This window comes from Propionivibrio sp. (genome assembly GCF_016790145.1).
Taxonomy (GTDB): Bacteria; Pseudomonadota; Gammaproteobacteria; order Burkholderiales; family Rhodocyclaceae; genus Propionivibrio.
On sequence record NZ_JAEUOI010000020.1, the window covers coordinates 1 to 19,686 of the forward strand.

13 protein-coding genes are annotated in these 19,686 nt (G+C 63.6%); all 13 read left to right on the forward strand.

The genetic code is table 11. From position 1 onward, the window contains the following. Positions 1–251: DUF269 domain-containing protein (locus tag JNM42_RS02205; protein ID WP_294265499.1), on the forward strand; the 251-nt coding region annotated here is incomplete at its 5' end. 15 nt (positions 252–266) lie between these two features. After that, positions 267–500, forward strand: coding sequence for a CCE_0567 family metalloprotein (locus tag JNM42_RS02210; RefSeq protein WP_294265500.1), 234 nt, complete (start codon positions 267–269; stop codon positions 498–500). Further along, positions 497–769 (forward strand): ferredoxin III, nif-specific, encoded by a 273-nt coding sequence (gene fdxB / locus JNM42_RS02215; protein WP_294265503.1) that lies wholly within the window; start codon positions 497–499, stop codon positions 767–769. The genes JNM42_RS02210 and fdxB overlap by 4 nt, the downstream gene beginning before the upstream one ends. Then, entirely contained in the window at positions 769–1,113 is a 345-nt protein-coding gene (locus JNM42_RS02220; RefSeq protein WP_294265507.1) for a hypothetical protein, read from the forward strand. Before fdxB ends, JNM42_RS02220 begins: the two co-directional genes overlap by 1 nt. Positions 1,114–1,374: 261 nt before the next feature. After that, the gene (locus JNM42_RS02225; RefSeq protein WP_294265510.1) at positions 1,375–1,698 is read left to right on the forward strand and encodes an iron-sulfur cluster assembly accessory protein; all 324 of its coding nucleotides are present in this window, start codon (positions 1,375–1,377) and stop codon (positions 1,696–1,698) included. 12 nt (positions 1,699–1,710) lie between these two features. Beyond that, complete coding sequence (gene nifU / locus JNM42_RS02230; RefSeq protein WP_294265513.1) at positions 1,711–2,607, forward strand: Fe-S cluster assembly protein NifU; 897 nt, start codon at positions 1,711–1,713, stop codon at positions 2,605–2,607. A 149-nt stretch (positions 2,608–2,756) separates the two neighbouring features. Next, complete coding sequence (gene nifS, locus JNM42_RS02235) at positions 2,757–3,980, forward strand: cysteine desulfurase NifS (protein ID WP_294265516.1); 1,224 nt, start codon at positions 2,757–2,759, stop codon at positions 3,978–3,980. Positions 3,981–4,544: 564 nt separating this feature from the next. Further along, positions 4,545–7,868 (forward strand): DUF6603 domain-containing protein, encoded by a 3,324-nt coding sequence (locus tag JNM42_RS02240; protein ID WP_294265519.1) that lies wholly within the window; start codon positions 4,545–4,547, stop codon positions 7,866–7,868. An 11-nt stretch (positions 7,869–7,879) separates the two neighbouring features. Next, entirely contained in the window at positions 7,880–11,503 is a 3,624-nt protein-coding gene (locus tag JNM42_RS02245) for a hypothetical protein (protein ID WP_294265521.1), read from the forward strand. Between the two features lie 53 nt (positions 11,504–11,556). Beyond that, positions 11,557–16,593, forward strand: a complete 5,037-nt coding sequence (locus tag JNM42_RS02250) for a hypothetical protein (protein WP_294265523.1) — start codon at positions 11,557–11,559, stop codon at positions 16,591–16,593. Between the two features lie 21 nt (positions 16,594–16,614). After that, the gene (locus JNM42_RS02255; protein ID WP_294265526.1) at positions 16,615–16,752 is read left to right on the forward strand and encodes a hypothetical protein; all 138 of its coding nucleotides are present in this window, start codon (positions 16,615–16,617) and stop codon (positions 16,750–16,752) included. A gap of 10 nt (positions 16,753–16,762) precedes the next feature. After that, a complete protein-coding gene (locus tag JNM42_RS02260) occupies positions 16,763–18,718 on the forward strand; it encodes a hypothetical protein (protein WP_294265529.1) in 1,956 nt (651 codons plus the stop codon). Between the two features lie 181 nt (positions 18,719–18,899). After that, complete coding sequence (locus JNM42_RS02265) at positions 18,900–19,679, forward strand: DUF2092 domain-containing protein (protein WP_294265532.1); 780 nt, start codon at positions 18,900–18,902, stop codon at positions 19,677–19,679. Positions 19,680–19,686 lie beyond the last annotated feature (7 nt).

Genomic DNA, 19,686 nt, shown 5'->3' on the forward strand with positions numbered 1-19,686 from the left:
TCTACAACGCCATTTCGGTACTCATCGAAAAGGAATGCAAACTGCTCGCCGTGCCGCTGGTGCACCTGACGCACGAGGGTTTCGGTCGTGCGCTGATCACCGTCGGCAAGCTGGTCGCCGTCGACCGTACGCTGCGCGACGTGCATCGCTTCGGTTTTGCCAGCCTGTCCAAGATGAAGGACGAGGCCGACAAGATTCTCGGCGTTGCCATCGAGCGCATCGGCCAGCATCCGACGGTTGCCGGTCTATAACTGCCGGGAGTCGGCATGAGCAACGATGAGTTGAGCAGCGAACAACTGGCGGCCCTCGACAAGGAGGTGAAGAAATTGAAACGCATCTCTTCCGAATGGGCTGCACAAATGCATGATCTCGTTGAAGACCGCCTGCCGGCGGCTTATCGGGAGATTCCTGCGCTTTCCCAATCCACATTTGACGCCTGCAAGGCCTGGGCGGACGCCAGCGCCCGCCTGGCTGCTGCACAGAAAGGACACGCTGCATGATTACCGGACGCACCAAGGGCGGTACCGAATGGATACCTGAGTTTGTAACCGACCTCGATCAGGCCAAGTGCATCGGCTGCGGTCGCTGCTACAAGGTCTGCCCGCGCAACGTGCTCGATCTGGTCGAGCGCGAACTCGATGCCGACGACGATGACAACGATGACGACAACATGATGGTGATGTCGCTGGCCAACCCGGCCGACTGCATCGGTTGTGGTGCCTGCGGCCGTGTCTGCCCGAAGGACTGCTACACCTACGCAGCGGCCTGATGTCAACACCCGTCGCGGAGCTTGCGCTCGGCGAGGCGGTCTGCGCCGCCTTGCGTGCGCAGGTCGAAAAACTCGGTCTGTCGATCGGCGATGAGCCGGTGTGGGCTGAAGCCCGCTTCGAGGAGAAGACCGACCCTTTCTCGCAGGAAACCAGCCGCATCGGCACCTGGCGCGGCAAGCGGCGCTACGGCACGGTGACGCTGTTTCCCGATGGTCGCGTTTTTGCCGAATACCAGGTGCTGCTCGCGCACCCAGTAGAGGCTGACCGCTACGTGGAGTCAGTGCAAGTCTGGGGGCGGCCGGAGAGGCTGCGCGGCGATGCGACGATTGTAGAGCAGGTATGAATTGCTTTGCGCTTCGTTCCGAGCCGGTGTTAAACCCCCCCAGCCCCCCTTCTCAGGTGGGAGTCCGCGGTTTGCTCCTCCCCTGAGAAGGGGAGGCCGGGAGGGGTTTGCACTTTGCAAGATTTCACCCTGCCAGCCTGATTGTCGCAAAAACGACAAAGCGCTGCACTTCAATAAGTGAATGATTACAGTTGCTTAGGTAATTTTCACGGGTGGCACAAGGATTGCAATAAAGCACTTGTCCACACAGGGAGATTCGACATGATCAATATGACCCCCGCTGCCGTGAAAGCCGTCCAACGCTTTATTCGCGGTTCCGAAACGCCGGTTGCCGGCCTGCGCCTGGTGATCTCGGGCGGAGGCTGCTCCGGCCTGCAATACGGTATGAAGCTCGAAGCCGAAAAGGCCGAGGATGACTGGGAACTGGACGTCGAGGGACTCAAGCTGCTGGTTGACCCGATGACCTTTCCGATGATCGACAACGTCACCGTCGACTTCATCGACACGCTGACCCATACCGGCTTCAAGTTCGACAATCCGAACGCCAGTGCGCAGTGCTCCTGCGGCTCTTCATTCAAACTATAAGGAGCAGTGAGCATGTGGGAATACTCTGACAAGGTTCGCGAACATTTCTTCAACCCGCGCAACTCCGGCCCGCTCGAAGAAGCCAACGGCATCGGCGATGTCGGCTCTATCCAGTGCGGCGACGCATTGCGCCTGATGCTCAGGGTCGAGCCGGAAACCGAGATCATCCAGGACGCGCATTTCCAGACCTTCGGCTGTGGCTCGGCGATCGCCTCGTCGTCGGCACTGACTGAAATCGTCAAGGGCATGACGCTCGACGAAGCGCTCAAGGTTTCCAATCAGAATATCGCCGACTATCTCGACGGCCTGCCGCCGGAAAAGATGCACTGCTCGGTGATGGGCCGCGAAGCCCTGCAGGCGGCCATCGCCAATTATCGCGGCGAGGTGTGGAGTGACGATCACGAGGAAGGGGCGCTGATCTGCAAATGCTTCGCCGTCGATGCGGTGATGATCGAGGACGTGGTCAAGGCCAACAACCTGAACACTGTCCAGGAAGTGACCTTCTATACCAAGGCCGGCGGTGGCTGCGCCGCCTGCCACGAAGGCATCGAGGAAATCCTGGCCAAAGTCATGTCCGAACGCGCCGGCCCCGGTGAAGTTTCGCCACCCCCCGCCTGTCCGGCAACGCCGGAAGCCCCGCGACCGCCTTCGGCCAAGCTGACGCTGGTGCAGAAAATCAAGAAGATCGAGGAAGTGCTCGATGCCGTGCGCCCCATGCTGCAGCGCGACCACGGCGATGTCGAACTGGCCGATGTGCAGGGCAAGAAGATCTACGTACACCTGAAAGGCGCCTGCTCGGGTTGCATGATGGAAGCCGCCACGCTTGGCGGTATCCAGCAGAAGATGATCGAAACACTCGGCGAACTGGTGCAGGTCCTGCCTTCGTCGCACATGCCGGTCGAAGCGTAACCAGGAGTCAAAATTATTCCGCGCCGTCATTCCGGGCTTGACCCGGAATCCAGTAGTAGATTTCTGGATTCCCGCGTCCGCAGGAACGACGATTCAAATGGGTGCTAACCGAACACGCAATTGCTCCAAACTCGCATAGGAAAAATGCCATGGATTCCTCGATCTATCTCGACAACAACGCCACCACACGGGTCGATCCGGCGGTGGTGGAAGCAATGCTTCCCTTCTTCACCGAGCACTTCGGCAATGCCTCGTCGATTCATGCCTTCGGCAGCGAAGTGGGCAAGGCGCTGAAGAAGGCGCGCAGCCAGGTGCAGGAACTTCTCGGCGCCGAGCATGACTCGGAAATAATTTTCACCTCCTGTGGCACCGAATCCGATTCCACGGCCATCCTCTCGGCGCTCAAGGCGCAGCCTGACTGCAATACGGTGATCACCACCGTGGTCGAGCATCCGGCGATCCTCAACCAGTGCGAATGGCTGGAGAAGGAGGGCTACATTGTGCACAAGCTGAAGGTGGACAAGAAGGGGCGCCTCGACCTTGACGAGTACCGCTCGCTACTGCACGAGCGGGTGGCCCTGGTGACGGCGATGTGGGCCAACAACGAAACCGGAACCATTTTTCCGGTCATTGAAATGGCTGAAATGGCTGCCGCCAAAGGCATCATGTTCCATACCGACGCAGTGCAGGCCGTAGGCAAGATTCCGATCAACCTGAAAAGCAGCAAGATCGACATGCTCTCGCTTTCCGGGCACAAGCTGCATGCGCCCAAAGGCATCGGCGTCCTTTATCTGCGCCGCGGCTGCCGCTTCCGCCCGCTTTTGCGCGGGGGTCACCAGGAACGCGGGCGCCGCGCCGGTACCGAAAATTCCGCTTCCATCGTCGGTCTCGGCAAAGCCTGCGAGCTCGCCATGCAACACATGGAAGAGGAAAACACCACGGTCAAGCGTCTGCGCGACAAGCTGGAAATCGGCCTGCTGAGCCAGATCAGTCACTGCTTCCCGACCGGCGATGTCAGCAACCGTCTGCCCAACACCAGCAATATCGCTTTTGAATATATCGAGGGTGAAGCCATCCTGTTGTTGATGAACAAAATGGGGATCGCCGGCAGTTCGGGATCGGCCTGTACCTCCGGCTCGCTGGAACCCTCGCACGTGATGCGCGCGATGGGCATTCCCTACACGGCGGCGCACGGCACCATCCGCTTCTCGCTGTCGCGCTACAACACGGAAGCAGAAGTCGATCGCGTCATCGCCACAGCCCCGCCGATCATCGCCCAGTTGCGCAAACTGTCGCCCTACTGGAGCGATAACCAGGGCCTCGGTGGCCCGGCAGCCAAACCTGGAGCCGCTTTCACCCCGACCTACGCCTGAGATACCGCGCTCACCAAATCCTAGTAACATCGTTACGCTTGAGCCCAAAACCGGCGCAGAGGGGTTTGCTCTTGGCATGCAAGCCAATGAGGTTGTGCTCCAGTTTATGCAAGGGGTATCAAGACAAGAGCGGATCATGGCGAAGTGTTCTACCCCTTTGGCTGATGCCCAGCTTATCCCCTTGCCATCTTCACTAACCCTCCGAAGTAGGAGCTGCTGGAGTTGTGACTGATCTTAGTCAGGCGCGCAATGCGCTTGACGATCAGTTCGTCCTTCTGATTCAAGGTTAGCTTCGAGTGGTCAGGAACTAAATCCAGTACATAACTGAACAGCCATGAAAAAGGATACTTTTCTCACAAGAATGCTTCAGTGCTAAAAAATAAGCGTTATCAGGAGCTTGGCTTCAATATGATGGCTTTTGATGCGGGATAAAGCCATTTTTAAAATGGTTCTAGAGTTGTTTCCAGGCCTTTCAGTCCTTGTGTTTTCCCGATCGCCTCTCTATATTAAAAACCGTTGCGGTGTTCGTTACACTGCCAGCATCGTTCCCACAAGGAGAGCCCCATGGCTGTCGACAATGCTTTTTTGCGGGTGCATGCCTGGTTCGATCAGGCGATCAACGAAGCCCTGAAGGATGTGGCGGACGCGGACCAGAAGGCGGCGCTGAAGAAAATCCTGTGGAGCCTGACTGACCCGACCAATCCGGCCGTGGCTCCGCCGCCGGCCGACCCGGCGCAGTTCGCCAAGGCCAGCGTGTCGGGCAAGAGCCTGTCGGTTGGCGCCATCGTGGTCGGCGAAGTGATTGCCGGCATCGAGCCGCTCAAGAAGGCCATAGACGCCATCGACGACCTGGACCCGGAAGGAGCCAAGGAGGCCATCAAGACGCTGGTCAACCAGGTCAAGACCGCCGTCCAGAGTGCCGGCATGTACACCAGTTCCTTCGGACTGGGCAAGCTGCTACTGACCCTGTCCAGTGACATCAAGCCGCCCGATCCGCCGCAGCCCGCCAAACCCGTCGCCGAAAAACTGGCCGCCGCCCTGGGTGCGGCCGCACCTGATTCGATGAAGGCCTCGTCGGCCATGGGCGTGCAGACCGTCGTGCTCGGCGGCGTGCTCGACAAGGCCTTCGGCGGTGAGGAGGCAATCAAGAAGTGGGCTAGCTTCAGCGCCGCGACCATTGCCCAGACGCTGCCCCCGCCGCTCCCGCCGCCCGCCGTGATTTCGGCCTTCCCCGGCCACGGCATCCAGATCAAGAATACGGATCTGGCCAAAGGCATCGTCGTCGGCCTCTCGGGCGAGATCAGCAAGGAAAAGATCGACGGCACGCGCAAGATCGCCCTTTCCCTGAAGGCTGCTGGCGACGTGCAAATCCGCTGGGATGGTACCTCGCCGCCCGTCTCCGAGGCGGCCGGGGGAACGCCCCTGGGCATCACCCTTGATGTCGCCGTAAAAACCATCGGCAGCAACGGCGCGATCTCGCTTCCCGACCCCGCCAAGAACCCCACGGTGCGCTTGCAGATCGACGAACTGGGCGGCGGCATCAGCCTGGCCAAGCCGGCCGGCGGCAGCGACCTGGCGCCTTCCGTCAATCTGCGCGCCAAGGGCGGCAAGATCATCGTCAAGATCGACGACGCCCTGCTGTCGCAGGTGATGGGCAAGGAGATTTCGGTCGAGTTCGATATCGAGGCGCTGGCCGACGCCGCTGGTGGCTTCCGCCTCAAGGACGGCACCGACCTGCGCGTCAATCTGCCGATCAAGAGCCTGCCGACCGGACCCTTCAAGCTGCAGACGATCACCTTTGGCATCGCGCCAAAAAATGGTTTCGCGATCATCGAAACCGAGCTGTCGCTTTCCGCCAGCCTGGATCTCGGCCCGTTCAAGGGATCGGTCGAACGCATCGGCGCCATCCTGTCCATCAACGTCGCCGACGGCAAGCCGACGCTCAAGTTCAAGCCGCCCACTGGCCTCGGGCTTTCGCTCGATGTCGGCCCGGTCAAGGGCGGCGGATTCCTTTCCTTTGACCCGGTAGCCGGCGAATACGCGGGCGCCCTCGAACTCAAGATCGCCTCGATCGGCATCAAGGCGCTCGGCCTGCTCAACACCAAGCGCCCGCCGGGCAACAACTGGTCGCTGCTGCTGCTGATCTTCGGCAACTTCCCGCCCATCCAGCTTTCCTGGGGCTTCACGCTGACCGGCATCGGCGGCCTGATCGGCGTCCAGCACACCGCCGACACCAACGCCATGGCCCAGCAGCTCGGCTCCGGCGGGCTCGATGCGGTACTCTTCCCCAAGGATGTGGCGAGCAATGCGCCGCAGATATTCCAGACGCTCAAGGGCCTGTTCCCGTTCAAGCCCGGCGGCTTCATCATCGGGCCGATGCTGGAAGTCGGCTGGGGCACGCCCAACCTGGTATTCATACGTGTCGGCGTGTTGATCGAAGCCAGCCAGATCGCCATTCTCGGCCAACTGATCATCCAGATTCCGCCGCTGGTCGACAAGCAACTGGCCATCCTGCGCCTGCAGATCGACTTTGTCGGCGTCATCATCTTCGACCCGTTCAAGATCGCCTTCGACGGCAAGCTGCGCGATTCCCGCGTCGCCTTCATCACCCTCACCGGCCAGTTCGCCTTCCGTGCCGCCTTTGGCGACAAGCCGACCTTCCTGATCTCCGCCGGCGGATTCCATCCGCGCTTCGTCGACATTCCGCCCGACATCCCGATGCCTTTCGACCGCATCGGCGCGGGCTTCTCGATCGGCATCATCGGCGTCAGCGTCAAGGCCTATTTCGCGGTCACCGCCGCCACCGTGCAGGCCGGTTGCGAGGTCAAGGCCTGGGGCGACATCGGCGTCGCCAGCTTTGACGCCGGCTGGGGCTTCGATGCCATCTGCTACCTGCAGCCCAAGTTCTATTTCGAACTCGACTTCCGCGCGTGGATCAATGCCATGGCCTTCGGCATCGAATTCGGCGTGCGCCTCGAAGGCCTGCTCAAGGGCCCGGGGCGCTGGCGTATCCGCGGCTTGGCCGAAGTGGATCTCGGCTTCTTCGGCAGTGTCTCGGTTGATTTCGACGAATCCTTCGGCGACGATATCGACACGCCGCTGGTCACCGAAAGCGCTTGGCTGCTGCTGCAAGCCGAAGCCAGCAAACTGGATAACTGGAGTGTCCAGTTGCCGGCAGGCGGCGAGAGTTTCGTCAGCCTGACCAAGCGTGCAGGCGATAAAGACCCGGTGGCTCACCCGATCGCTTCACTCACCTTCACGCAACGCAAGGTGCCGCTCACCACCAAACTCGACAAGGTCGGCGACGCCAAAATCACCGGACCGAACACCCTGGATATCGCCGACGTGATCTTCCACGGCAGCGCAGCGGGAGCGGCCACCACGATCAAGAAGGAGAACTTTGCCGCCGCCCAGTTCTTCAACCTCTCACAGGACGACAAACTCGGCAAGCCCTCTTTCGAAGCCATGGCCGCTGGCCGTGACTTCGGCTTCGACACGTTTATCGACTGTCCGTATATCGACTGCCCGGTCGAATGGGAAACCCGGGATCTCGATCCGAAACCGGGCAATCTCGGCCTGCTTGGAACCAGCTTGGTGTCCAGCCACCTTTTCGCAATGGCCGATGGTCAGGGGCACTGGATGGCGGATACCGGCGCCGTTGGCCGCAGCGGCCTGCGCGCGCTGGAGGCCATGCTCCCGGCAGACAGCGCGCCGCTCACTTTGCGCGATGCCATGCCGGCCGCCGTCACCGGCAAGACGGACCAGAAAGCCGCGGTCAATCAGCGCTTCGAAGGTTATTGGCAGGCCGAGCAGGCGCGCGCCAGCAGCGCCCCCAGTGTGCGATCCGCCGCCGAACGGCAGGCTGTCGAGTTGTTTGAACTAGGCTAGGAGAAAACGCCATGGCCAATCTCAGTTACGATTTTCTCCCCTGGGCCCGGCGCGGCCTGGCCCGAGCCCACCAACACGCGCAGCTCGACCTGGCCGGCACCTCGGCCCTGCCGGCCGTGGATATCGGCCTGCATCTCCTGGGCAAGGGCGACGGCGCCGACCAGATCGTGGATTCCGACCCCGTCAAGCTCAAGGTCAGCGGACCCGGCGACATCATCGGAATCGACCCGCGCATCGTCGTGCGTACCGAGCCGCGCTCGAACAATCACAACTTCGAGCCGAACTACCTGGCCGCCATCGAGTTCGATCCGCCGGATTTCCCCTGGATGTTCACGCCGGCCAAGGCGGATGCCAACAACCGCCTGATGCCCTGGCTGGCGCTGGTCGTTTTCGATGCTTCCACGGTCGGCGAACCGCAGGTACGCCCCGGCCGCCTGCTGCCCTCCGTGATCCTGCCGCTCGGCACACCGCTGCCAGCGCTTAGCCAGGCGTGGATGTGGGCGCACGCGCAGGTGGTACGTGACAAACCCGAGGCGCAGAACCCGATCGACATGCTCAAGACGGCCCCGTCGCGCAATCTGTCGCGCATCGTCTGCCCGCAACGGCTGGCGGCCAACACGAGCTATTTCGCCTGCCTGGTTCCGGTTTTCAAGCCAGGCCGCGACAGCGGGCTGGGCCGCCCGCTGGCGGCCGATGCCCGGCTGGAGCCAGCCTGGGAAGGCGTTGCCGCAAGCTTCGATCTTGAATTGCCGGTCTATTATCACTGGCACTTCAGTACCGGTCCGGCCGGCGATTTTGAAACACTGGCGCGGCGGCTGAAAACCCCCAAGGACTACGCGCTGGAGAACCCGGCGGTCGCCGCCAGCCTGGCCCACCTCGGCCGCCTGCCGACCGAAGTCGATGCCGACCATGTCCTGCAGCCGCACAGTGCCCGCGGTCAGGGCAAGGGTTTCCTGACCAGCAACTACCTCGCCCAGTACGAAGGCGCACTCATCTCGCTGACGATCGCCGACAACGACTCGCCCGACCCCGGCCAGGTCGCGGAAATTGCAAACGACCTCGCGACCATCCTCAACGCCGGCGACGAGCGGGCCACCATCATCGCGTCCGAGGACGCCGAGGTAGATCTGCCCGACGCGCAGCCCAGGTACGTCCCCGTCGTCGGACCGCCCATCTACGGCGCGTGGCACGCTGCCACGCACAAGGTGGTACCGACCCAGCGCGACCATTGGCTGAACGGCCTTAACTGCAGCGTTCCGCGGCGCATGGGCGCCAGCGTCGGCACGCGGGTGGTGCAAACCAATCAGGAAATCTTCATGCAGGCAGCCTGGAAGCAGGCCGGCGATATCATCAAGGCCGAGCGCCTGTTCAGCCTCGCCCACCTGTCGCGCAAATCGCTGGCACGGATGGTCACTCGGCTGCAGCACCTGCCCGAAGCACGGCGGCTGGCGATGCTCGCCCCGGCGGCATCGCGCATACGCATCAGTCAGGAACAGACGGTCTATGGCTATGCCCAGGCGACCAGCCTGCCGCAAGGCTTTCACGATGGCGCCATGCGCCGTTCGATGAGCCCCGCCCGCGCGCTGCTGCGCAAGAACGGCGGCGCGGCCGGCGTTCGCCAGCTTGAACACCTTTCCAACGGCTTCAGCAAGACCGAATCGGTCGCTGCCCTGGCCCAGCCAGCCCGCTTCCGCTTCGATGGGCTGAGCGGACTCAACGCGCTTGATGGCTTGCAACTGCCGGAGGCGCCCGATGCCCGCGTTAGTATTCCCGGCTTTGCCGACGGCTTGCGCGTTGCCGACGCCCGGGTGCTTCTCGCCAGCGGACGGGAACTGCAAGCCCGGTTAAAGGGCTCCGGCTGGCGGACGTCCACGCTTGGCGAAAGGCTCAAGGCCGGGGTGCTGCTCGACAGCCATTACCAGCGTCTGGATGTACTCAGCGAACAGCTGGCAGTCAGCGGCGCCACCGCCGTGCCCAGCCGCAGCGAGATGGCGACGGCGCTGCTGGCCACCAAAGCCAGCCGTCCCGAGGGCGTACAGATCAACGTTCAGCCCGATGCCAACGGCGGGTTCGCTCTCGCTGCGCAGGGGCTCAGGGTCGACGCGCGCGGCGGGCAGCTACTGCCGCATTCTGCCGACCGCCTGCGCGGCAAAGCGATGGCTGGCGCAGTCGGTGCCGTCAATGTCACGGCTATCCGCCGTTACGGCAATGCGGCGCTGTTCAATTCCTTGCCGGTCAACACGCTGCCGGTCGGTGGCGCCCAGGAGAAGCCGGTGCACATCGTAGCCGAGGCCGGCGGAAATTTCACTGCGCCGGCGGCTGTCGGCCCGGCGATCGCCGGTCAGGGCAGCATCACCGTCGCCCCGCCCGTGAGCGACAAGGCGGTTCTCGACCGCTTCGGCAAAGCCTGGCTGGACAAGATCGAACGCGACCAGACACCCGCGCCGCCCAAAGGCTTCAGCCTGGCGGTGGTGCCCTTCGACCACGTCAAGACGGCAGCCCAGGCAGTAGTCGCCATCGACCCGGCCGTGCTGGTAACCCGCCGCGTGGAAAGCATGCTCCAGCTCGGCAGCAACGATTTTGTCAGCAAGGGCGCGCCGGCCGGCTTCATCGGCCCGGTGCTGAAGAACCTGGAACGCTTCATCATCCCGCGCACTTACGACCGGGTGATGGCCTACCCCAAGCTTGACGAGCCGCTCTACCGGCGTCTGGTGGATATGGACAAGTCGGCCTTCATGCCCGGCGTCGAGGAGATTCCCAACGACACCATCCTGCTCGTCAAGACCAACCCGAAGTTCATCGAGAGCTTCCTCGTCGGCAGCAACCACGAAATGGGGCGTGAGTTGCTGTGGCGCGGTTTTCCGACCGATTGCCGGGGAACCCCGTTCCAGAAGTTCTGGGCCTATTTCGACCGTAACCGGATCGATATCGATCCTATCCACCAGTGGAACCGCTCTGCCCGCCTCGGGCTGGCTGGCGGCCACGGCGGCACGGCGCGATTGGCGCTGCTCATCCGCGGCCAGTTGCTGCGCCGTTACCCGAACACCAATGTCTACGCGGTGAAGAAGCTGGCCAATCCACGCAGCTTCGACAAGGACCTGGCCGCCGCAATGGCCGAACCCGCCACCAATACCGTCGTTCATCCGGACGGTGGCGGCGTCATCGGCGACGACATCGTCTTTTTCCTCTTCCCGCTCGCCGACACCGAAGCCAAGAATTACTGGTGGGTGCTTGAGGAACCCATGACCGAACCGCGTTTCGGCTTCGACGATGAAGAGCAGCAGCGCGAAGTGCCGCGCATGCGCAGGCGTGGCGGTCTCCTGCAGAAGCCGATGGAAGTTGGCAGGGGCGCGCCGGTGGGGTCCACTTTCCTGGCGCGGGTCAACGCGCAACGGCTACTGAACGGCGAGCAAGCTCTTCCAGCCACCCCTGCAGGCAACACCTGGCTCGATGTGGATTGGTCCGAGGTCGGCACGCCGGTAGGCGGCTCCGTCACCCTGGCCCAGTTGGCCCAGGTTGACCTGATCGACAACACCCTGCAGGTCAGTTCGGCGACCAGCCATGCCGGGCAGATCGCCCGCGCCCTGCTGCAGCGGCCGTTCCGGGGCTACTTCGATGGCGAGCGACTGTCATGAACTCCTGCTGAGCCACTGCCCCTTCCTGAAATCCCAACGCACAGAGGCCGACCATGCCGCGTCCCGAATCATTCCAGGCTATCCAGTCCCTGCGCGCCGAGCGTCAGGCGATCGATGCTCAACTGGCGCAGGCCACCTATGCCGCTGACCAGGCCAAGCGCCGCCGCGATGCGCTGAACGCCGCCGGCGCTGGCGCACAAGCGCTGGCCGAAGCCCAGCAGTCAATGGATCAGGCGGTGCAGCGCTACCACGGCCTGCGCGCCGACCGTTCCGGGTTGCTGGCGGCGCTGGCCGAGCAGTCCGCCGCAACGGCTGCTGACCAGGCCAAGGCGATCGAACTCTTCAACAGCCTGGAAGGCGACTTGCCGATCAGCCTGTTCCCGGTGCGCCTGGAAACCCGCTATGACACCAATCCGCTTGTCCTGCAGATTCGCGTCTATCCCGATGCCTGCAACGTCCAGCGTCACGCCGCCGGACTGACGGAGAGCGAGCAGGCCGCGGGTCGCGCCTACTGGCAGGCCGGCTGGGATGCCCGGCCGCCGCGTATCGAGGACGAAGCCGACCCGGCCTTCGAAAGCGACGAGCAGTTCCGCATGCGCCAGCAGCGCCCCGAAGCCCTGTGGGCCGAGCTGGTGCGTGCCCTGCGCGCGCCGCGCGCGGCTTACGTGGTGCGCTCCCTGCGCCCGGACAATGCCAGTCTACTCGAACGGCCCGGCGTTCCCGCCGATCCGCCCGCCTTCCCGGAAGGCGTGGAACTGGCGTCACGCCTCTCGTCGCAGCCGGTGGCCGTCATGCTTCCCGACCGTTTCTGCGCCATCGGCTATGCCCGTGGCGGACAGACGGTGTTCCGCAAATTCGGCAGCGTGGTGCCCGACGTGCTGCCCATGTCGCCGGTCATCGGCCCCGGCGATCCGCCGCCGCCGGAGGACGCCGAACCGCCCTTTGCCGGCGAGGCTGCCTGGCTCGCCGACTATGCCAAGGCCGAAAAGCAGGGCATGGCGATCACCATCCGTGGCGCCGACGTGCTGGTCAATGGTTACAACTTGAACGAGGGTGTCGAAAGGCTGCTGGTCATCGGCATCGACTGGACGCTGAGCCCGCAGGACGCCGCCGCCGGCATTGGGGCCCTCTTTGAAACACACACGACTTCCGGCGGCATGGCTTTCCTGCCTGTCGGCACGCCGACCAACAACGTGGCGGCCGAAAGCTCCGGGCATTCCCCGGCCTTCGACCGCGACGGCCAGCGCTCGGCCGCGCCGGCCACCGCCCCGGCGCCCGGCACGCGGGCCATCGAGGCCCTGCGCACGGCCTTCGGCATTGCCCCCGCCGATCTATCCGGCGAGACCCTGGCCAACGCCCATCTCGACGAGCCTGCCCTGGCCGGTCACATGGCCAACGCACTGTACCTCGGCCTGGCCGGCGACTATCTGGACAAGTACTGGAGTCCGGCGCAGGGGGAGCAAGCGGGCGATGACGCCCTCGACGACCTGCGCCAGCACGTCGTGCGCTTCGTGCGCCCGGCCGGGCCGCTGCAACCCGTGCGCATCGACCGCCAGCCCTACGCCATCCTGCCCGTACTGGCCGCTGGCAGCTATCAGTCCGCGTCGGCGTTTGAAAACGGCCTGGCCGGCATTCTCAACCTGCTGCGCCCGAGCTGGACGGAAGCCATCGGCGGCGTCAAGCGCTTTGACGGCTCGCCGGCCACCACCAACCTTCTCCTGCGCCAAGGACCGTGGGCGCAAACAGCCAGCTATCGTGAAGTCAGCCCCGCGCAGGACTCCGACGTAATAAAGGCCGTTGGCAAGTTCCAGTCCGATCTGCGCGCCAGTGCCGGCAGCGTCTTTCTCAAGGCGCTGGCGATTCTGCACGGTGAGTCATCAGCCACCGTCGCCAAACTGAACGCGCTGGCCATCCACACCCTCGCCGTAAAGCCGGACACCAATACCCTGCCGCGCGCCATGGCCTGGGTTCAAGCCGATGCGGAAATCAAGAGCCGTGAAGCGGCGGCGGACTCGTTTCTGCCCAAGGACGCCAACTACATCGAGCAACTGGCTGCCGCCGTCAAACCCGGAAACAATATCAAGGACGGAAAGGCCGAACTGCGCAAGGCGCCTTCGCTGCTGGCTGGCCTGCTGGCCTATTCCGTCGACCTCGAAGCCGACCGCGCCAGCGTCGGGCTGGTCAATGCGGTGGTTCCGGGCCAGGACCCCAAACAGCCCAGGCGCTCCTTCCGTGCGCCGCTCAGCATTGGTATCGAGAACCCGGTCGAGGACGAACAATCCTTCACCCTGACCCACGCCGGCGAGCTGAGCCGCGTTCGCCTGCCCGGCATTACCGGCAAGGAAAGCGTCACCACCTTTGCGCTCGGCCAGGCGGCACGGGCCGCGGCCAGCCCGGATGTGGCGCTGCCCCAGTGGCACGAGGTCGGCAAGGCGAAACTCCATGAACAGTGGCGTTACCGCACGACTCGCCACGCGCGCGACCTGGCCACTGTAGTGACCAGCCTTGGCAAGCTCGCCAACCGTAGCGTCGGCGAACTCAACTGGTCCTTGCGCACCACGCTCGACCTGTTCGACTGGCGGCTCGACGCTTGGTACACCTCGCTGGCCACGCGCCGGCTGGCGGAACTGCGCACTACCACCGACGAGAACGGCGAACCCGCCATTCGCACCGGCCTGCACGTCGGTGCCTGGGGCTATGTCGAAGGTTTGAAGCCTGATCACGCCGGCCACAGCGAAAGCGCCGGCCACATGCTGATGCCGTCGATGCGCCATGCCGCCGCGGCCGCCATTCTGCGTAGCGCCTTCCAGTCCAACGACGCGGCGGCCAAGGCCGCCTTCGATCTCGACCTCTCCTCGCAACGGGTGCGCGCCGGCAAGGCGATTTTCGAAGGACTGGCCCAAGGCCAGACGCTGGCCGCGCTGCTCGGCTACCGCTTCGAGCGCGGTCTGCATGACGCCCTGCTTGGCCAGTACATCCTCGATTTCCGCGTGGTATTCCCGCTGCGCCCGGTCAATGTGGACGCCCAGGGCAAAGCCAGCGACCAGCCGAAGGAAGTCGTCGCCGCGCGCGACGTGGTCGATGGCGTCAAGCTGCTTGAACAGTCACCAGAACAGATATCGCTGCAAGTTCCGAAGCTGGCCCTTCTCGGCGCTGATCATGAGCATCGGAAGAAGATCACCTCTTTGCTCACCGACATCGACCGGCTATGGGACGCCGTGGCCGATCTGTCCGTCGCCGAAGCCGTCTACCAGATCGCCCAGGGCAACGTCGAACGCGCCGCGGCCGCACTCTCGGTGCTCGACAAGCAGACCACCCCGGTCGAGCCGCAGATGCCGAACAGCCCGCGCGACGGTCTGACCTACACCCAGCGCGTGGTGCTCATGCTCAATGACGCTGCGCCGCCCGCCGGCTGGACGGAAGACGCCGTTGCGCTGGCCGAACCGCGGGTGAACGCCTGGCTGGCTCAGTTGATCGGCGACCCCCGGAATTTCACGCTGCGCGCCCGTATCTTCCAGGGCGACGTGCTGGAAAACGATCCGCTGGAAGTCACCCCGGCCGATCTGGGTCTCTCGCCGCTGGCGCTGCTCATGGCACTGGAGTCGCCTGGGGCCGGGCGCACCGATGTACGTACCGGCGCGGCCGACAAGCTCACGCCTCCGGATCCGAGCAAACCGGTGGTCGCTGAAATGAGCCGCTTGCGCCTGCGCCTCGCCGAGGTATTCAGCACCATGGCCAGGCAACGGGTTGGTGACAGTGCTTTTGTGCACATCGAAGAAACGCCGGCCAGCGGCAAAGGCAATGGTCTGCTGCACCTGGAATGCCTTCTGGCTCTGGCCCGTCGGCTGGTCACCCAGTCCCGGCCGGCGTTGCGCAGCGACCTGGCGGTCATCGAACCCAAGTTCGACCGGCAGAATATCGAGGGCGACTACCCTGGCGCCGATGCCGCCGATCTCGACACCCGCGCCATCGCCGCCGCAAGCGCCTTCGGCAAGCTGGCACAGGCTTTTCTAGACCTGCTCCCCGCCGACGACGTCACCCCGCTCGACGTCGATGCGACTGAGGCCGCCCTCGCCACCTTGCGCCCCTTCGCCGTTCTCGGTGCCGAAAGCGAAGATCACCGCACCTTTGCCGATGCAGCAGCTGCCATGGCCGCACTGCGCCGCCGCGCCAGTGCCGCGCGTGGCGACATGGCGGCCCGTGGCCAAGCCCTGCAGGCCCAGCGCAACGCAGCATCGGCGCCTGGAGCGAAGCCGGCCACCGTCGTCCAGTCCGCCATCGACACCCTGAAAACGGTCTTCGGCCGTGACTTCCCGGTCGTTCCGACGTTCTCCCTCGGCGACCGCGCCGCGTCGGTGCAGAGCTGCCTCGCAAATCAGAAGACGCTCACCGCCGGACGCCCATCGGTCGTTGCCGGCTGGCTGCCCAAGATGGCCAAGGTGCGCGGCGGTGCCGAAAGACTTCAATCGCTCCTGCTGGCCCGCGAGATGCTCGCCGGCACGTACGCCGACGACTGCTTTGCTGTGGTTCAGTCGCCAGCCAACAGCGAAGCCGTCTGGGCAGCGCTGCCCGAAGCCTGGCCGGACGCCCCGCTCGGCGATGTGGCGAAGACCGACATCCTGGCCGGCAGTCGCCGCCGTCCTGATCTGGCCGTGGCCCTGCACGCACCGGCGCCGCTGCCTGAGACGATCAAGGATGACACTGCCCTCGCCGGGCTGGTTTGCGACGACTGGGCGGAAACCGTGCCCACGCACACCAGCACCGCCGCCGTCGCTTTCCATTACGACGCCCCCAACGCAAGGCCGCCGCAGGCTATTCTGCTGGCCATTCCGCCACGTCCGCAAATGGCCCACTGGACGTTTGCCGAGGTCCTGGCCACGGTGGAGGAAAGCATTGCGCTGGCCAAATTGCGCGCAGTGACCCCCAACCAGCTGGCGGGCCCGGTCAGCCTGGCGCTGCCGCTGAATATCATTCCCGACGTCAAGTCAGCGCTGGTGCCTGGACTAAGCATTTCGGCCATGTCCAAATCTGCTTATGCCGTGGCCAGCATCGGCAGCAACAGCAAGAAGATGGCCATCGGACAGGTTTAGTCGTCAATCAAGGAGAAATGCTTGAAGAACCTTCACCACCAAGTCGCCAAGTTCACCAAGGTGCACCAAGTTAACTTCAAGTTTTTCTTGGTGATTCTTTGTGAACTTGGTGACTTGGTGGTTCGCTTTTTCTCATTGATCGCCAGCCAGGAAAGCTGAGGAGCCCACCATGCTGCAACTCAAGAAACAGTTTGCCGAAAGGGTCGCGATCGCTGACCTTCTTGGATATGTCCAGTTTGAAATGCCTACGTACTTCCGGCTGGAGGTCGACCCGATCGGTGAAACCTACGACGAAGGCCTGTCCGCCAGGATTGCCGACCCGCTTTGGATGCTCGCCCGCCAGTGGCAGTTTGGCGAGTTCGACGGCGAAGATGCAGGTTGGCCGGTGCAGGCCAGTTATTCCATTGGCGGCACGCCGGTCATCGGCTATGGCCCAGGGCTCAAGCCCGATGCGGCCGCCTTTCGCCCTTTCGCCGCCGGCGACGCGCCGCTGGAAGCGATGGTCGAGGCGGAACCGCTGCTGGCCGAAGGTTTCCATCCGCGCGCCAACGCGGAGGCCGGGCAGATGCTGGTGCGCCTGGCCAGCGGCGCGGGCCGTGGCGACATTGCCGATGCGGCCCGGGCAGCCTATCCCGGCTACAAGGACAAGGAAACAATGCCGGACGACCCGCTGAGCGATCCGGCAGGCGCCCTCTGGCACCTGCTTCTCGCCGACCGCTGCATCGACGCCCAAGCCCTGGCCACGGATCTGCGCAAGAACACCGATGCGAATGGCGCCCTGCTCGCCCTGCCGCCAGCGCTCACCGATCGGGGGCTGGCCATGGATGCCGCGCCGGTGCTGGCCAACTGGCTGGCCTGGATGGCTGATTACATCTTCGAGCCCGAAACCAAGTCCGCCTGGCTGCCCCGCCGGCAGGAATACGCTTTCGAAGTAGCCGTCGGCGCCAATGGACAAAGCCAGATCCTGGACTCGGATGAATACATCGACGGCCACATCGACTGGCACGATTTCGACCTCAAGGTCGGCCTGCCGGAAGGCGCGCTGCCCAACTCCGCTGGCGAGGCGCTGGACGATATCAAGCCGCGCCAATCCGTTCCGGCCCAGATCCAGTATGCCGGCATGCCCGCCAGCCGCTTCTGGGAATTCGAGGACGGCCAGGTCAATTTTGCCCGCCTGCAGGCCGGCCCGCTCGATCTGGTACGCATGATGGTTGCGGAATATGCGCTGGTGCATGGCAACGACTGGTTCCTTGTGCCGGCTCGGGTCAAGGCCGGCGGTCTGTACCGGGTAATGGACTTCGCCGTGACCGATACCTTCGGTCGGCAAACCATCGTCAATCCGATCACGGCCGATCGTGGTCTGAACTGGCGGCTGCAGGGGCTGACGTCGCCCAATGGCCCGGCAGATGCCCAGTGGCTGTTCGTCCCGCCGCCGCTTTCCGACACGCTGGAAGGCGATCCGCTGGAAGAGGTGGTTCTGGTGCGCGACGAAATGGCCAATCTGGCCTGGGCCATCGAAAAGCGCGTGCAGGGCGTCAGCGGTGAACCGCTTGACCGTGCCCTGGAAGACCAGCGCTACAGCATCCGCCAGCAACCCACCGTGACTGGCACCGACGCCACGCAGTTCTACCGCCTGATGACGCCAGTTCCGAGCCACTGGCTGCCACTGATCCCGGTGCGCAAATCGGCGGCCGATCTCTCGGTATCGCTGTTGCTACAACGCGCCGGAATGGAACGCTTCTATCGCGTCGACGATGCGGCCATGGCGGCCATCGACGGCTATGCAGAATTCATCGAACGCCTGCGTGAGTCGCCGGACTTCGTCGAGGTCGTTCCCTTCGACCCGGAACTACCGGTCGACGAACAGGATGTACAGGTCTTCATCTTCCATCCGCGTGGTCGACTGCTCAGGGCATCGCCCCAGGGTAGCATCAGCCTGGATTCTTTGCTCATCGAAGAAGCCGAAGTGCCGCGCGCCGGTGCCGTTGTCGAGCGCCGCTTCAACTATGCACGCACGGCGGATGGCCGGGCCTGGTTATGGGTCGGCAGGAAAAAACGCGTGGGTCGCGGTGAAGCCTCAAGTGGCTTGCGCTTCGACTGTGCAGTGCAGTCAGAGCAGTACTAACACCACGAACAAATTGACGCCCGCCGCGAATGGGCGCAAAAATAATCAGAAGATCGTGGGGCAGTCATTCGATTAGAATGTCATTGACTTGCAGAGCTAAAGTGGTATGCCTACTTTGGCTCAACGCGAATGCTCATGCATCGTTCCCCCGAAACCTTGCTTTTTCACCCAGGAGATTAACGTGACCTACAAGAAAATCGCTTCAGCCCTAATGGCCCTGTCGCTCGCGGCACCCGGCCTTCATGCCCAGACGGCACAAACCGCACCGGCGAGCACTGCCCAGTCGGTGGCGAATGCGGTCAATCCCGACTCGATCCAGGCGCTCAAGGACATGGGCGCCCATCTGCAGACCCTGGTGCGTTTTAGTGTGGCGACCGAACTTACCGGCGAGCGCGTTCTGGCCGATGGCCAGAAGCTGCAGCATTCGGCGTCGGCAGACCTCGACGTCCATCGACCGAACAGGCTGCGTGCCCGCATGTTCAGCGCCCGTGCCGAACGCGAAATCTTCTACGACGGCAAGCTGGCCACGATCTTTATCCCGGCGCAAAAGGCCTACTCCACCGTCGAGTTCACCGGCAACCTCGGCGAACTGGTCAGCAAGCTGGAACAACGCTACGGCGTTGAAATACCCTTGTCCGACCTGTTCCTCTGGGGTACCCCGGCGGCGCCGCTCGACAAGATCGATTCGGCGATGAATGCCGGGCAGGATTTCATCGGCAAAGACCTCTGTGACCATTACGCCTTCCGCCAGGGCGACGTCGACTGGCAGATCTGGATCACCACCGGCAGCAAGCCGCTGCCACGCAAGCTGGTGATCACCAATCGCACCGACGACGCACGCCCGCAATCGGTCTCGTTGATCGACTGGAACCTGAAGCCAAGCTTCAAGGACACCGTTTTCAAATTCACGCCGCCCAAGGGCGCGAGCGCAGTCGAACTTCGTTCGCTGGAAAAAAAGTAAAGGAGCG

Coding starts and splice junctions, on each gene's coding strand:
- JNM42_RS02260 (WP_294265529.1), top strand. CDS start 16,763: ATGCTGCAACTCAAGAAACAGTTTGCCGAAAGGGTCGCGATCGCTGAC.
- JNM42_RS02225 (WP_294265510.1), top strand. CDS start 1,375: ATGATCAATATGACCCCCGCTGCCGTGAAAGCCGTCCAACGCTTTATT.
- nifU (WP_294265513.1), top strand. CDS start 1,711: ATGTGGGAATACTCTGACAAGGTTCGCGAACATTTCTTCAACCCGCGC.
- JNM42_RS02210 (WP_294265500.1), top strand. CDS start 267: ATGAGCAACGATGAGTTGAGCAGCGAACAACTGGCGGCCCTCGACAAG.
- JNM42_RS02245 (WP_294265521.1), top strand. CDS start 7,880: ATGGCCAATCTCAGTTACGATTTTCTCCCCTGGGCCCGGCGCGGCCTG.
- JNM42_RS02240 (WP_294265519.1), top strand. CDS start 4,545: ATGGCTGTCGACAATGCTTTTTTGCGGGTGCATGCCTGGTTCGATCAG.
- JNM42_RS02220 (WP_294265507.1), top strand. CDS start 769: ATGTCAACACCCGTCGCGGAGCTTGCGCTCGGCGAGGCGGTCTGCGCC.
- JNM42_RS02250 (WP_294265523.1), top strand. CDS start 11,557: ATGCCGCGTCCCGAATCATTCCAGGCTATCCAGTCCCTGCGCGCCGAG.
- fdxB (WP_294265503.1), top strand. CDS start 497: ATGATTACCGGACGCACCAAGGGCGGTACCGAATGGATACCTGAGTTT.
- nifS (WP_294265516.1), top strand. CDS start 2,757: ATGGATTCCTCGATCTATCTCGACAACAACGCCACCACACGGGTCGAT.